The organism is Elongatibacter sediminis (assembly GCF_037892215.1).
Taxonomy (GTDB): Bacteria; Pseudomonadota; Gammaproteobacteria; order Xanthomonadales; family SZUA-36; genus Elongatibacter; species Elongatibacter sediminis.
On record NZ_JAZHOG010000002.1, the window covers coordinates 23,397 to 39,056 of the forward strand.

At 64.7% G+C, this 15,660-nt stretch carries 10 protein-coding genes; 3 read left to right on the forward strand and 7 right to left on the reverse strand.

Annotated features, from left to right (window positions below; genetic code table 11):
• Positions 1 to 1,401 carry an FAD-binding oxidoreductase gene (locus tag V3330_RS02975; RefSeq protein WP_354693903.1) on the forward strand — a complete coding sequence of 467 codons (1,401 nt, stop codon included), beginning with the start codon at positions 1 to 3 and terminating at the stop codon, positions 1,399 to 1,401.
• Positions 1,398 to 2,978, forward strand: a complete 1,581-nt coding sequence (locus tag V3330_RS02980; protein ID WP_354693904.1) for an acetolactate synthase large subunit — start codon at positions 1,398 to 1,400, stop codon at positions 2,976 to 2,978. Before V3330_RS02975 ends, V3330_RS02980 begins: the two co-directional genes overlap by 4 nt.
• A gap of 46 nt (positions 2,979 to 3,024) precedes the next feature.
• Here V3330_RS02980 and V3330_RS02985 read toward each other — a convergent pair whose 3' ends face one another.
• The gene (locus V3330_RS02985; RefSeq protein WP_354693905.1) at positions 3,025 to 4,182 is read right to left on the reverse strand and encodes an L-lactate dehydrogenase; all 1,158 of its coding nucleotides are present in this window, start codon (positions 4,180 to 4,182) and stop codon (positions 3,025 to 3,027) included.
• 161 nt (positions 4,183 to 4,343) lie between these two features.
• Between V3330_RS02985 and V3330_RS02990 the strand changes: the two genes are divergently transcribed.
• Positions 4,344 to 5,714, forward strand: coding sequence for a glutamine synthetase family protein (locus V3330_RS02990; RefSeq protein ID WP_354693906.1), 1,371 nt, complete (start codon positions 4,344 to 4,346; stop codon positions 5,712 to 5,714).
• Between the two features lie 20 nt (positions 5,715 to 5,734).
• Here V3330_RS02990 and V3330_RS02995 read toward each other — a convergent pair whose 3' ends face one another.
• The 6 genes from V3330_RS02995 to V3330_RS03020 all read right to left on the reverse strand — a co-directional run bounded on the left by V3330_RS02995 (position 5,735) and on the right by V3330_RS03020 (position 15,644).
• Entirely contained in the window at positions 5,735 to 8,062 is a 2,328-nt protein-coding gene (locus tag V3330_RS02995) for a M20/M25/M40 family metallo-hydrolase (RefSeq protein ID WP_354693907.1), read from the reverse strand.
• A 109-nt stretch (positions 8,063 to 8,171) separates the two neighbouring features.
• Positions 8,172 to 8,933: a MauE/DoxX family redox-associated membrane protein gene (locus V3330_RS03000; RefSeq protein ID WP_354693908.1), complete on the reverse strand. Its 762-nt coding sequence runs from the start codon at positions 8,931 to 8,933 to the stop codon at positions 8,172 to 8,174.
• 3 nt (positions 8,934 to 8,936) lie between these two features.
• The gene (locus tag V3330_RS03005) at positions 8,937 to 9,416 is read right to left on the reverse strand and encodes a DUF305 domain-containing protein (RefSeq protein ID WP_354693909.1); all 480 of its coding nucleotides are present in this window, start codon (positions 9,414 to 9,416) and stop codon (positions 8,937 to 8,939) included.
• A gap of 201 nt (positions 9,417 to 9,617) precedes the next feature.
• Positions 9,618 to 12,746: an efflux RND transporter permease subunit gene (locus tag V3330_RS03010; protein ID WP_354693910.1), complete on the reverse strand. Its 3,129-nt coding sequence runs from the start codon at positions 12,744 to 12,746 to the stop codon at positions 9,618 to 9,620.
• Positions 12,739 to 14,367, reverse strand: coding sequence for an efflux RND transporter periplasmic adaptor subunit (locus V3330_RS03015; protein WP_354693911.1), 1,629 nt, complete (start codon positions 14,365 to 14,367; stop codon positions 12,739 to 12,741). Before V3330_RS03015 ends, V3330_RS03010 begins: the two co-directional genes overlap by 8 nt.
• Positions 14,364 to 15,644 (reverse strand): TolC family protein, encoded by a 1,281-nt coding sequence (locus tag V3330_RS03020; RefSeq protein WP_354693912.1) that lies wholly within the window; start codon positions 15,642 to 15,644, stop codon positions 14,364 to 14,366. The genes V3330_RS03015 and V3330_RS03020 overlap by 4 nt, the downstream gene beginning before the upstream one ends.
• Positions 15,645 to 15,660: the final 16 nt, after the last annotated feature.

Below are 15,660 nucleotides of genomic sequence, written 5' to 3' on the forward strand. Positions count from 1 at the left end.
GTGACGGACCTGATCGCGCAATTACGCGACATCGTCGGTGAAGCCGGCGTTCTGACCGGCGCAGATGTGGCCGCCCATTCCGATACCTGGCCGCCGCGGGGCGACTGCCAGGCGCATGCACTGATTCGCCCCGCCTCCACCGCTGAAGTCGCGGAGGTCATGAAATGCTGCCACGCGGCCCGGCAACCGGTGGTCACCCACGGCGGACTCACCGGCCTGGTCCGGGGCTCCGTGACACGGCCCGGTGACATCGTGTTGTCGCTGCAGCGGATGCGCCGCATCGAAAACATCGATCGCGACAACCGGACCATGACGGTGCAGGCCGGCGTGGCGCTGCAGACCGTGCACGAGGCTGCCGAGGAAGCGGAGCTGCTGTTTCCGCTCGATCTCGGGGCACGTGGCTCATGCACCATCGGCGGCAACATCTCGACCAATGCCGGAGGCAACAGCGTGATCCGCTACGGCATGATGCGCGAGCAGGTATTGGGTCTGGAGGTGGTGCTGGCCGACGGCACGATCGTATCCTCAATGAATTCGGTGCTGAAGAACAACACCGGCTACGACCTCAAACAATGGTTCATCGGCGCCGAAGGCACCCTGGGAATCGTCACCCGCGCGGTTCTGCGTCTGCGGCCCCTGCCCCGCTCACGCAATACCGCGCTGGTCGCCGCCACGGATTTCGACCGGGTGGCCGGACTGCTGCGGACCATGGACACCGCGCTGGGCGGATCGCTGAGCGCTTTTGAAGTGCTGTGGAACGATTTCTACCGCCTGATCATTGGCGACGGCGAGAACCACGGCGTACCGCTGGCCACCGACTACCCGTTCTATGTGCTTCTCGAAGCCACCGGCAGCCACGAAGACATCGACCGCCAGCGTTTCGAACGAGCACTCGAAGAGGCCTTCGAGGGTGAGTTGATCGCCGATGCGATCGTGGCGCAAAGCGAGCAGCAGCGCGAGGACCTTTGGGCCATCCGCGACGACATCGATCATCTGGTGGAACGCCTGGCGCCAACCATCACCTTTGACGTCAGCCTGGATATACCGCAGATGGACGCTTACGTCCACGAGGTACGCGACACCCTGACAGCACGCATACCGGGCTCACGCTGCGTGTTTTTCGGTCACATCGGCGACGGCAACATCCACCCGGTGTTGACCGTCGGCAAAAAAGAGGGGGCCGCGGTCTCCGAGGCCAAGGGCATCGTCTACGACGCCTTGCGCAAGCGCGGCGGCGTGGTATCGGCGGAGCACGGCATCGGGCTGGAAAAGCGCCCCTACCTGGGCCATTCGCGCAGCGCCGTGGAAATCGAATTGATGAAAACACTCAAACGCACGCTGGATCCGCACAATCTGCTCAACCCGGGCAAAATCTTCTCCCTGCAGGAGGCTGAACAGTGAATGGCGCCGACAATCTACTCGACACCCTGATCGCCGGCGGCGTCGAGGTCTGCTTCGCCAATCCCGGGACTTCGGAGATGCAACTGGTTTCCGCCATCGGTAACCGCGACGGCATGCGCGCCATTTTATGCCTGTTCGAAGGCGTGGCATCCGGCGCGGCCGATGGCTACGCGCGCATGACGGACACTCCGGCGCTGACCCTGCTCCACCTGGGTTCCGGGTTCGCCAACAGCATGGCCAACCAGCACAATGCCATGCGCGCGCATGTGCCGCTCATCAACCTGGTTGGCGATCACGCGACCTGGCATCAGCAGTACGACGCCCCGCTGACTTCCGATGTCGCCGCCCATGCGGCCATCCCGTCGGACTGGGTGCGTGTATCGGAATCGCCCGATGACCTGGCGCAGGCTGGCGCGGAAGCCATCCAGGCCGCGCAAACGGGAGCCGGCGGCATCGCCACCGTCATCGTGCCCGCCAACCACGCCTGGGAGGACGCCAAAGTCGCCGCAGAGCCGCTGCCCGTTCCCCGGCGAACCCGGGTTCCCGAAGCGTCGATCGCCAGGGCGGCAGCCGTCCTCAAATCCGCGCGAACGCCCGCGCTGTTCCTCGGCGGTCGAGCATTGCGCGAACCGGGCCTGGACGCGGCCGGGCGCATCGCCCGGGCCACCGGAGCGCGCCTGTTGTGCGAAACCTTCTCCGCCCGGCTGCAACGCGGCGTGGGCCGGGTGGCGGTGGAACGCCTGCCCTATTTTGCCGAAGAAGCGCTGCAGGCCCTGGCCGGTCTCGACCGGATCGTATTCATCGGCGCCCGGCCGCCGGTGTCGTTTTTCGCCTATCCCGGCAAACCGAGCTGGCTGACGCCGGAAGATTGCGAAACACTGGAGCTGGCGACAGTGGATGAGGACGTCGAGCAGGCCTTGCTGGACCTGGCGGACGCCCTTTCGGCACACGAGCCCGCCAACGTCGTAGCGCCGGCACCCGAACCGGAGGTGGAGACCCCCGCCGCAACGCAGCACGGCCCGCTGACCCCCCTGGCGCTGGGACAGTCACTGTCCGCACTGCTGCCGGAGAACGCGATTGTCACGGACGAAGCCGCCACCTGCGGCATGGCGCTGTATCCCCTCACCACCCAGGCCGCGGCACACGACTGGCTCTCCCTGACGGGCGGTGCCATCGGCATCGGCCTGCCGCTGGCTCTCGGCGCCTCGGTGGCCTGTCCCGAACGCAAGGTGGTGGCGCTTCAGGCCGACGGCAGTGCCATGTACACCGTGCAGGCTCTGTGGACCATGGCCCGTGAACAGACCGACGTGACCGTGGTCATCATGAACAATCGCAGCTACGCCATCCTCAATATCGAACTGGCCCGGGTGGGCGCCGGCACGCCGACGCCGAAAACGCTCAGCATGCTGGACCTGTCGCGTCCCGACATCGACTGGGTGGAAATCGCCAGAGGCATGGGCGTGCCTGCCACGCGCGCGACCACGCCGGCGGAATTCCATGAACAGTTCGAAGCGGCGGTGGCGCGGCCGGGACCGGCGCTCATCGATGCCGTCGTCACCCAGGAACTGCCCGGCTGAAGGGGGTTCGCAGCCTGCCAGACAGCCGCGTTGCCGGCAGCCCGCTTCAGACCCGTTCCGGGCCGCAGTACTGCAGACAGTCCGGGTTGAGTTCGTTCACCTGCGTGACCCCCATCAGGGCCATCGCCACGGTCATTTCGTGCTGCAGGGTGGCGAGCAGGTCGTGTACGCCGGCCTCGCCCCGCGCCGCCAGTGCGTAAACGAACGGCCGGCCGATGAGCACGCCCCGGGCGCCCAGCGCCACCGCGCGCACAATGTCCAGGCCACTGCGCACACCGCCGTCCAGCAGCACTTCGAGCTGGTCGCCCACCGCCGCCACGACTTCCGGCAGCTTGCCGATGGTCGAGGACACCTCGTCCAGTTGCCGGCCGCCGTGATTGGAGACGACCACGCCGTCGGCACCCCGTTCGGCGGCCGCGCGCGCGTCTTCCTCGCACAACACGCCCTTGATGTAGAGCCGGCCCTGCCAGTGCTCACGTAACCAGCCGATATCCTCCCAGGTGACGGCCCGGTCGAACTGCCCCGCGATGAAGGACTTGTAGGCATTCAGATCGTTGGAGGCGGTGTCGAAGAAGCCGAGGTTTCCGAACGTATGCGGACGGCCCCGCAGCCCCACATCCCAGACCCACCGCGGATGGCTCACGATCTGCCAGGCCCGCCCCAGCCGTGCGCGCAGCGTGGAACCCACCATGCCGGAGCGGATGTCCCGGTGACGCACGCCCTCCATCGCCAGGTCCACGGTGAACAGCAGGGTACGCACGCCCGACTCCCAGGCCTGCTCGAGCAATTGCAATACCAGATCCCGGTCGCGCAGCATGTACAACTGGAACCAAACGGCCGGTCCGGCCGCCTGCACTTCACGGATCGAACAGATCGACACCGTGGAGAGCCCCATCGGCACACCGACGCGGGCAGCCGCCCGTCCGGCGCTGGCCTCGCCACGCCGGGCGAACATCCCGGTGAGTCCGACCGGCGCCAGCGCCAGCGGCAGCGCCACATCCTCTCCGGCCAGCCGTGCGGCCGTGCTGACCCCGGACACGTCGCGCATCACTCGCTGGCGCAACTGCCAACGGCCGAAATCGGACTGGTTACGGTCCGCGGTCCGCTCCTCGTTGGCGGCGCCGTCGATGTAATGAAACAGGAAGCCCGGCAGGCGCCGGCGGGCGTATTCGCGATAGTCGGCGGGCGTAACCGGCCGGATCATTGATTGGGTCATGGGCTCGTGGCGTGAAAGAATCCGGGGTATGAAATCACACGCCACGCGCATTTGCCACGTTACCTTGCGCCCCGCTCGCCCATTCAGCCTATTCCCGCGCCACCAGCAACACCGTAGAATGCTCCCAACACCGCAGCCGAACCGTTGTCATGCCCCCTGCCGAAACCGATGCCACGATGTCGCCGGTCCTTCGCTATCTCGACGAGCATCCCGAGACCGATTCCATTGAGGTGGTGCTCAGCGATCTCAACGGTGTGCTGCGCGGCAAATGGCTTCCGGCGAGCGCGATTAGCAAGGTGCTCGGTGGTCAGTTCAAGATCAGCCTGACCGCGGTGTCACCGGATATCTGGGGACGGGACGTTCCTGTGCTGTGCGAGAAAATCGGCGACGGCGACGGCATCTGTACCGCGCTCGAGCACACCATCCGCCCCCTGCCCTGGCTGGAACGCCCGACCGCGCAGATCCTGCTGCAACTCAACACCGAGGACGGCGCGCCCTGGGGTTACGACCCACGTGTGATTCTCGGCCGGGTGTGCGAGCGCTATCGCGAACTCGGCCTGACGCCGGTGTGCGCGCCGGAACTCGAGTTCTACCTGCTGCCCGAGGAGCGGGAAGCCAACGGAACTCCGCGTCTGCCGGCCACGCGAGCCAACGGCCACTGTCAGATCGGCGGCCAGTTGTACAGCACCGAGGTCATGCAGGAGCACTCCGAACTGCTGCACGCCTTCCGCGCCGCCTGTGAAGCCATGCAGGTGCCCCTGGACGGTTTGGTCAAGGAACTGGCGCCCTCACAGTACGAACTCAATCTGCATCACGTGGATGACCCACTGGCCGCCGCGGACCACGCGCAGTGGTTGAAACAGGCCATCAAGGGCGTGGCCCGCAAGCACGGGCTCATCGCCACCTTCATGGCCAAGCCGTTCGGCAACCTGGACGGTAATGGTTTTCACCACCACGTCAGCGTGCTGGACAAGAATGGCCGCAACGTGTTCGACGACGGCACCGAAGCGGGCAGCGATCTGCTGCGCAGCGCCATCGCCGGCCTGGCCGACACCATGGCCGACTGCATGTTGATATTCGCACCGCATCACAACTCCTATCGACGCCTGTGGCGCGGCGTGCACGGCCCGCTGCAGCCGACCTGGGGGTATGAAAATCGCTATGTGTCGATCCGCGTCCCGAACGGCGAAGGGGCTGCGCGCCGGATCGAACACCGCATCGCCGGGGCTGACGCCAATCCCTACCTGGCACTGGCCGCGATTCTCGCGGGCATGCTGCACGGCATCGACAACCGCCTGGAACCGGAAGCACCGGTCAATTCCGGCAAGGTGGACGGAGACCCGATCCTGCCGGCGAACTGGTACGACGCCTTGCGCGTGTTCGAACAGTCCGACTTCATCGCCGGTGCACTGGGGGCCGATTTTCAGGAAGCTTTTCGTGAAATCAAACGGGCCGAGCAACAGGAATTCACCGGCGCGGTGAACCCGCTCGAGTACGACACCTACCTGGTGATGGCCTGATCCCGCCGCGAATCGTTGACTCAACCGCCATTGCGGCGCGGAGGACGGTCCCCGTCTGATGCCTGTGGGGACGGCAACGGAACCGTAAGCCGAACCTCGGCCCGCGGTCCGGCGAACGCCGGCCGCGCCCCAGTCGGCCATTCCTCCATGAACGGCGCCAGGCGCTCTGCCGGCAGGTCGTAGCGGGTAGTCACCCGAACGGACGAGGCAGACGCGGCGCCGGCCCACTCCAGTTCGATGCGCACCCGTCCCGGCGGCGGCTGGTGCAGCACCAATTCGCGCCGCGACCTTGGACGAGGTGTCGGGCGTGTCTCATCCCAGGCGATCTGATCGCCGACCCGGGCAAAGGTGAGTTCGGCTGATTCAGGCGTCTGGATGACGACCTGGCGTACGTCCTGGGGAACGACCAACTCAAACCGGTAGCGCCGCTCGTTGGGCTGACGCTCGCCAGTCCCCGACTCCTGGACCCGAACCGCCAGCTCCGGCAAGTCCAACGGCTCGACCGGCTGCGCCTGCAGGCCGCCCAATTGCGCCACCGGCCGGAAGCCATGGCTCCGGGCATAGACCGGATCCACCCGGCCGAAACTCGACTCCAGCACCATCCACGCACCGTCGGAACCGGCGTCGGTGCGGTAATACACCGACATGTCCCGCGGCCGGTCGACCGAATAAGCCGGGAGCAAGACATGTGCCGTGCCGGAGACAAGAACCAGCACAATAACGACCAGTCGGCCGCCCACCGGAGTGCCGCGCCGGTCGGCATTTGAAATCAGCAGCGGCAAGGCCGCCACGGCCGGCAGGATCATCGGAGCCATGCTCAGCGCGGAGTCACTGAATGAGGTGATGGTCTCCAGCATCCGCCACAGGTAGAAACCGATGTACAGCGAGGCGACAAACCCGGCGAAGCTGGAAATGGCCAGGCGCGGTGAGTGACGCCAGCGAAGCCCGTCCAAACCCAGGCCCAGCATGAACGCCAGCAACGGCAGCAGGGGAATGAATGCGGCTGCCGGCAAGGTCGTCGCCAACGCCAGCGCCAGCAGCGCATACAGGCCCCAGACGGTGGACATCACCGATGCCGTGGAGGCTCGCGCCGACAGCCAGCCCGACACGGCCTGGAGCAACCAGATGGCGGACAGGAAAAGCGCCAGGCGTCCCGCCCAGGGCCAAGGGTGATCGAGCCCGTGCAGATCCGGCCAGCGACCCAGAGGCCAGGACAACAGCCACCCTGCCCCCGGTATGGCCAGCACCAGCGCGGCCACGGCGACGAGGGACCAGAACATCTGACGGAAGGATACCTGCCGGGAATAACTGCGCCGGATGGCGATCAGCACGAGAACGCTGATGACCAGCGCGAGACCGGCCGCGGTGCTGACCGGATAATGCAGCAAGCCGCGTCCCAGCAAATCCACGTAGACCGCATCCTCGCCCTCCACCATCTTGTCCAGAGTGCGTTCGTCCAGCGCACGCAACACGGACCAGGCATTCTGCCCGTGGTGCTGCAGGCTCGCCCGGTCCAGGCGATCGAGGTCGTCGGCCTGGGAATGGTAGGCGGCCACACCCTCGGTGAACGCGAAGTTCACCCCGACGATGGGGTAGGCACGGTACACCGAAAAATCCGTGTCATTGGGCATCCGCCGATACATTTCGTAGGTCAGCGAATTGGCCATCGGCCGGTCCAGGTGTTTGGCCAGAAGCCGGATGATTCCGCGATTACCCGGCGCGGTTTCGAACATCGCACTCGGTCCCGCCACTCCGCGCGCCTCGAGATTGATCACGGCACGCACCCGCTCGAAGGCCGGGTGTTCGGCGGCAAACGCGTACGCGCCGATCAGGCCCTGCTCCTCGGCATCGCTGAACAAAAAGATGATGTCGTGACTGAAATCCGCGCCACGCGCTGCCATGCGCGCGATTTCAAGTACCGCGACGACCCCGGCGCCGTCATCGGACACGCCGGGCGCCGCCCAGGCGCTGTCGTAATGTGCCGTGACCAGAATGGCATGGCGAGCCTCACCACCTCCCGGCAAAACCGCCACGAGGTTCTCGACCGGACTGCAAGCCGCGAACAGCGGCGAACAGTAATAGCCGGATTGCAATTGCGGTTCGTAACCGGCGGCCAGTAACTGGTCTTCGATCCGTTGACGCAAGACCCGGTTGGTGGGTGAACCGCTGACATGGGGCCCAAGGCCCTGATACAGATCCTGCAGAATGGATTCGGCGCGACCGGCGGAAAATTGTTCATTGGGCGTATCCGCTGGTAGCGGAGCAGGCGCCCCGGAGCCCAGGAACACACCCCAGCCAAGCAATACGGCGGCAAGAAACAGGACCAGGGGCTCACGCAACAAATTCATCGAATGAGTGTACTTCGCGCCCGGCGTGAATGCAGCACCCCGGCGGCACACTCATCACTCGATTCAGAACTTCAACGCTCGTACGCTGCGACCCGTTCTTCCGGCCGGTTCACTTGAGCCACATCCACACACCCATCGCCACCATCATCAGGTTTTCGGTGAGCGATACGAAACCCAGCGGAACCTGGCTATCGCCACCGACACAAGCGCATTTCAGCTCGCGCTTGTCAATGTACACGGCCTTGAACACCGAAACCGCGCCTACCGTTCCGATGAACAGCGCCACCGGCACGGAAAGCCAGGTCAGTGCGCCGGCGATCATCAGCACGCCCGCCAGGGTTTCGGCGAACGGATAGACGTAGCCGTAACGCACCATCCGGCGCGCCAGCAAATCGTAGTTGAGGAACATGGTGCTGAAGGATTCCACGTCCTGCAGTTTCTGCACACCCAGCAAGGTCATGGAAATGGCGATGAACCATTCGCCCCCCCGCACGCTCAGCAGCGACCCGAATACGGCCCAGCTCAGCGCCAGAGCCATCAGCAAGGCCACGGAAAACAATGCGATCACGGGCTGGTAGGTGGTCTCGCCCGCCTCCCGGACATCGCGACCCAGGTGCTCGCGCAGGGCCTCGTAGCCTCCGATTCGCTCGCCACCGATGAAAATCTGCGGGGTGGTTTCGACGTCGTGTTCATCCTGGAACCGGTCGGTTTCCTCGCGACTCTCCAGCCAGTTGTCATCCACCACGAATCCTTCGCGTTGCAGCAGATCACGCGCCTTCAGTCCGTACGGACAGACGTGGTCCTCCATCACCATGCGGTGAAGCTCGGCGGTTTGGTTGCGACGATTGTCTTTTTGATCAGTGCGGGACATGTCTTATTTCCCGTCGATTTCGGGTGTGGCACGCGGCCCGCCTTCCAGGTCAGCGATCAGGGCTTTCATTTCATCGATCTCCAGGCGCTGGGCTTCGATGATCTGGTCGGCCAGTTCGCGTACCCGCGGGTCGGATATCTGCGCACGTTCGCTGGTCAGAATGGCGATCGAATGGTGCGGGATCATGGCTTTCATCCACGACACGTCCTGCACCGTCGACTGGCTGCGCAGCAGAAACAGTGCGACGACGAATACGACCGCACTTCCGGCGAAAATGGCGGCATTGACCGCCCGGTTGCGATAGTGGGCGAGCATGTAGGTGAGCATCACAACCGCCATCATCGCCCCCATGTACAGCGCCATGTAAAAGCGGGTTTCACTCCAGAACACATGCTCCATGGAGTAGGAATTGAAATACATCAGGAGCAGCATCAGGGCGGTCGACGTCAGGATCATCGCGCCGAAGCGAAGATATGACTGCATTTCTTCTTCTCCTTCCGGTTTGGATTTGCAAGGTCTGCAAAGACATGCAAATTCCGCACCAGTGGAGATATCCGGTGTTCCGGCCGCACCAGGAAGCGGTCACCGGGGCCCTGCGGGCCCGTTCTTGTACCTTTTGCAATGGCGGTGTAATCGGTATCCGGCACCCGCTCTGCTTCACGCCCTACGGCAAGCGCGCCCGCCTCAGCCGGTCCTGCGAAGGCACCATCGCTGCCACAACAGGAACAGGGCCGGCACAACGACCAGGGTCAGCACGGTCGCGCTCACCATCCCCCCCACCATCGGCGCTGCGATGCGTTTCATGACCTCCGATCCGGTTCCGGAACTGAACATGATCGGCAGCAGGCCGGCGATGATGGTCGTCACCGTCATGACCTTCGGACGCAATCGCCTCAGGGCGCCGTGCACCACGGCCGCCTCCAGGTCCCCGGCATCGAGTGCCCGGCCCTCTGAGGCAGCCTGCCGCCGTTGCAGGCGCACACCCTGCTGCAGATACACCAGCATCACCACGGCCGTTTCCACGGCGACGCCGGCGAGGGCAATGAATCCCACGCCGGCCGCGATGGACAGGTTGTAATCCAGCCACCACAACAGCCAGAAGCCACCCACCAGCGCCATCGGCAGCGAACCCAGGATGATCAGCACCTCGGCCGCGCCACGAAAGTTCAGATACAGCAGCAGCACGATCACCGCCAGGGTCGCCGGCACGACGATGCGCAGACGTTCCAGCGCGCGCTCCATGTACTCGTATTGACCCGACCAGCGCACCGAATACCCTGGCGGCAGCTTCAGCTGCCTTTCCACGGCGTTGCGGGCGTCGGCGACATAACGGCCCAGGTCGCGGCCATCGATGTCCACGTAGACCCAGCCGTTGGGCCGGGCATTTTCGCTGCGAATCATCGGCGGGCCGTCTTCGATGCGCACGTCGGCCACCGCCTGCAGCGGAATCTGTTGGCCGTCGGGGGTGACGATGGGCAGCAGACGAATGCGTTCGGCCGAGTCGCGCACCGTTCGCGGATAGCGCAGATTCACCGGGTAGCGTTCCAGCCCTTCCACGGTTTCCGTGACGTTCATTCCGCCGATGGCGGTTCGCACAACGTCCTGCACGTCGTCGATATTGAGGGCGTATCGCGAGGCCGCGACCCGATCGATATCGACGGTCACGTAGCGACCGCCCTGCACCCGTTCGGAAAATACCGAAGCCGTACCCGGAACCTCCCGCAGGATGGTTTCGATGTCAGCCCCGATGCGCTCGATGACGGTGAGGTCCGGTCCCGCCACCTTCAGGCCCACCGGGGTTTTGAACCCGGTCGACAACATGTCGATGCGGGTTCGGATGGGCCACACCCACGCATTGGTCAGTCCCGGCAGGTCCACGACCCGGTCGAGTTCATGCCGGATCGTCGCCGCCGTCACGCCCGGCCGCCACTCGGAACGCGGCTTGAGGCGAATGACGGTCTCGATCATCGTCAACGGCGCCGGATCGGTAGCGGTGTCGGCTCGCCCGATTTTGCCGAAAACACGCTCCACTTCAGGGACCGTGCGGATCAGTTTGTCGGTCTGCTGCAACAATTCCTGCGCCTTGCCAATCGAGAGTCCCGGATACGTCGTGGGCATATACATCAGATCACCCTCATCCATTTCCGGCATGAATTCCGAGCCCAGCCGCGACAACGGCCAGGCGGCTGAAACCATTACGACCAGGGCCAGCACGCAGACCAGTACCGGATGACGCACCAGGAAGGTGACCACGGGCCGGTAGGCGGCGGCGAGTCCGCGATTGAGGGAGTTCGCCCGCTCGGGCCGGATGCGGCCGCGCACGAGGTAGCCCATCAGCACCGGCACCAGGGTCACCGACAGCCCGGCAGACGCCGCCATGGCCCAGGTCTTGGTGAAAGCCAGCGGGGCGAACATCCGCCCTTCCTGCGCCTGCAGGGTGAATACCGGCAAGAAGCTGAGCGTGATGATCAACAGTGAAAAAAACAGCGCCGGCCCAACCTCGCCGCTCGCTTCGCGCACCGTTTTCCAATGGCGCTCCGGACGGTAACCGGGTTCTTCCATCTTCTTGTGCAGGGTCTCGATCATCACGATCGCCGCATCCACCATTGCCCCGATCGCAATCGCGATGCCACCGAGTGACATGATGTTGGCATTCAGACCCTGCAGGTGCATGACTCCGAAGGCGGCCAGAATACCCAGCGGCAGACTCACGACGATGACCAGCGAGGAGCGGAAATGAAACAGGAACAGGAAACACACGAGCACAACGACGATGATTTCCTCGACCAGTTTTTCTTCCAGCGTACTGACGGCCCGTTCGATCAGGGCCGAACGATCATAGGTTTCGACGATTTCCACGCCCTCGGGCAAACCCGAACGCAGTTCCCCCAGCCGTTGCTTGACCGCATCGATGGTGCGCAATGCGTTTTCGCCGCTGCGCATCACGACGATTCCGCCGACGACCTCCCCTTCGCCATCGAGCTCCGCGATGCCCCGCCGCATTTGCGGACCCAACCGGACCTCCGCCACATCCTCCAGCCGGATCGGCGTGCCGTTGTCGTTCAGGCCCAGGGGAACCGACCGCAGATCAGCAACCGATTGCAGGTAGCCCGTGGAGCGGACCATGTATTCCGCTTCGGCCATTTCGATGACCGATCCACCCACTTCGCGATTGCCCCGCTGGATCGCATCACGAATCCGCCCCAGCGGCAGACCGTAGGCCCGCAACGCGCTGGGGTCGACCACCACCTGGTACTGGCGCACCATGCCACCGACGGTGGCCACCTCGGCAACACCGGGTACCGCCTGCAGTTCAAATTTCAAAAACCAGTCCTGCAGCGAGCGTAACTGGGCCAGATCGTGGGCACCCGACCGGTCAACCAGCGCATACTCGTACACCCAGCCGACGCCCGTCGCGTCGGGACCGAGCACGGGCTGGACATCCGGCGGCAACCGGCCGGAGACCTGGTTCAGGTATTCCAGCACGCGCGACCGTGCCCAGTAGAGGTCAGTGCCGTCTTCAAACAGTACGTAAACGTACGAGTCTCCGAAAAACGAGTAACCACGAACCGCGCGGGCACCCGGCACCGACATCAGGGCCGTGGTCAGCGGATAGGTCACCTGATCCTCGACCACCCGCGGAGCCTGCCCGGGATACGAGGTCTTCACGATCACCTGAACGTCCGACAGATCGGGAATCGCGTCGACCGGCGTGTCGCGCAATGCGACCACGCCACCGAAAGCCAGTGCCAGCGCCAGCAACAACACCAGAAAACGGTTGCTCAGCGACCAGTCGATGATGCGCTCAATCATGATCGTGATGCTCCATCTGCCCCGGCTCGCCCGGTGCGGGTTCCGCAACGGATTCGATCGTTTCTCCGGAACGTGCCGGGTCTCCCGGACCCGCCGGAGCGCCCGGTTCCACCAGGTGCACCATCTCGACCACGTACACGCCGCTGGCGTCCGGGCGAATCGAGAAGTGCACGTTCTGACCGGTCTGAATACGACCGAGGTCAACTGCAGGCAGGGCATCGAACTCCATGGTCATGGCCGGCCAGCCCAGCCGTTCGATCGGCCCGTGACTGATCCGCATGCGGCGTGCCGTCCGATCGACGGCATCGACCACACCGCTGCCGAAGACCACCCGCGGCGGCGCATCATCGCGTTCCGCCCCCGACTCCAGGCGTCGCAGACTGCCGGTGAGACTGGCTTCGGAATCGAGCAGGAACTGCGCTGAAGTCACCACTTCATCACCCGCATCCAGCCCGGCGATGACTTCGACCCATTCTCCGCTTTCGATCCCGGTCATCACCTCGTGCGAACGGAAGCGCCCGTCTCCGAGCGCGACGACCACCCGGTCACGCTCGGGCGCGCGGATGACCGCATCACGCGGAATGGCCAGGGCATCGAGGTGGGTTTTGCCGTAAATGGTGACCCGGGCGTACATATTGGGTTTGAGCCGCTCCCCCGGGTTGTCGAAACGCAGCCGCACCCGCAGCGTTCGCGTCTGTGGATCGAGCACCGGGTACACATAGTCGACCTCGCCGGCAAAGACTTCACCGGGCATGTAGTCCAGCCGCGCCTCGGCGGACTGGCCGGTGGCGACCCAATCGGCCTGGGACTCGAACACTTCAGCCTGCATCCAGACCGTCGACAGATCGGCCACGCTCATGACCTCGGTCGCCGGTTCGACATAGGCTCCGGCGCGTACATTCAGCGAGGTAATGACGCCGTCGGCCGGAGCCAGTACCGCGATTGTCTGCCGCGCCGCACCGCGTGTGTCGAGTTCATCGATCTCGCCGCGTTCCATGCCCAGGGCGAGCAATTTCTGCCGCCCGGCCGCAGCCAGTCGAGCATCTCCGCGGCGCCGCGCTTGCAAAAATTCTTTTTGCGCGTTGAGCAGGTCGGGGGCGTAGAACTCAAACAGCAGATCTCCGGCCCGCACGCGTTCGCCTTCGGCATTGACCTGCAGGTTCTGAACCCACCCGGAGGTTCGCAGATGAATGTGTTCCAGCCGGTTCTGGTCAAAGCCGACGTAGCCGGTGGCCTCGATACGACGCCACAGAGGCCGAAACTCCGCAGCGCGGGTACGAATCCCCAGATTCTGCTCCACCGCGGGATTGATGCTCACCGCACCCGAGGAATCCGGTTCCGAGTTGGCATATACCGGCACCAGATCCATGCCCATCGGCGACTTGCCCGGCTCGTCACGCCGATAATTCGGGTCCATGGGCGCGACCCAGTAGAGGACTTCCGGTTCGCCCGGGGCTGCGGTTTTAACCGGTTCCGTGGATGCATCAGCATCGGCGGCCTCCCCCGGCGGCGCCGGCCCCATGCGGTGCGCCACCACCCAACCGAGCCATCCTCCCAGCAGCAAGCCCGCCAGTCCCATTCCGATCCAGCTCATATTCTTCGTTGAAGATGTGGCATTCATGGCGTTTCACCTCCCAAATACAGCAGGCGAGCACGCAAACGCAGAACCTCCGCCTGGACCCGTGCGTGATCCAGCCCCAGTTCGTATTCGGCGATTCGCGCCCGCAGCAGACCGGTCAAGTCCCCGACTGCCGACTGGTACGCCTCGAACGAGGCTTCGGCGCTGAATTCGGCCTGCGGCAGCAGAACCGACTCAAACAGTTCCCGCCGCTGCTCGACCGTTTTCAGCGCTGCCAGACTCCGCTCCAGATCCGCGCGCAGTTTGCGCCAGGTATCGTCGCGACGGTAGGCCGTCGCCGAGGACTCGGCCAGGCGCGCGGCCTTGACCTGGTCCTGGCGCTTTTCGTGAAAGAAAGGTAAATCCATGACCACCATCGCGGAGAACAGGTCCGGCCGGCTCACGCCCTGCGGATCGGAGCCACTGCGCAGGCCATAGCTGACATCAACCGCGAATTCAGGACGATACCGCTCGTCGGCGAGGTCCACACCGGTCTCGGCCGCCAGCACCTGTTGCTGCAGTGCCAGCAGCCGCGGGTGTTCCGCAAGTGCGGCCTTTAGCTCACCCGCCGCGGGAACCTCGGGAAGGATCGGCCAGGCCGAAGTCAGTTCGTCATGGGCGGCAGGGCCAACGAAAGCCGCCAGTTCGGCGCGCGCCTCATGTTCCCTCTGCTCGTATTGCAACGCACGCTCTTCGATCCGCGCCAACTCAACGCTCGCCTGCAACACGTCCTGTTGCTGCGCCCGGCCGGTGGCGTAGTAATCGCGGGTGATATCGGCCAGTCCGGCGAAAACGGACCGCGCGGTGCCGGTCAATGTTTGCAGGCGCTGCTGCAGGACCACTTCCAGGTAGCGTTCACGCACCGACAGCACCGTAAGCAGGCGCTGATCGGCGGCCGCGTGGTCCTGGCCCGACGCCCGCTCGCGCAAACGCCGCTGTTCGAGCGAACGGGTATCACCCCGCGGAAAACGCTGTACCACCCCGGCCACCACCTGGGTCATGGCTTCCTGGCCCAGGTTGAAACTGTCGACGGGCAGGCTCATGAACCCCAGGCGGGCCATGGGATCGGGCAGTTCGCCCGCCGCGATGGCCAGCGCCTGCAACGCCTGCGATTCGGAATCAAATCGCTGTGCGGCCGGATCAGCGGACAGGGCCAGCGACTCTGCGTGTTCCAGGGTCAACTCCGCCTGCGCCGCGGAACCGAGGCTCAGGGACAGGATCAGCGCGAACCACGCCGATACGCAGGCCGGGCGCACGCGCACCATGCTATTGAGAAACATTTCTTACTCCCACTTG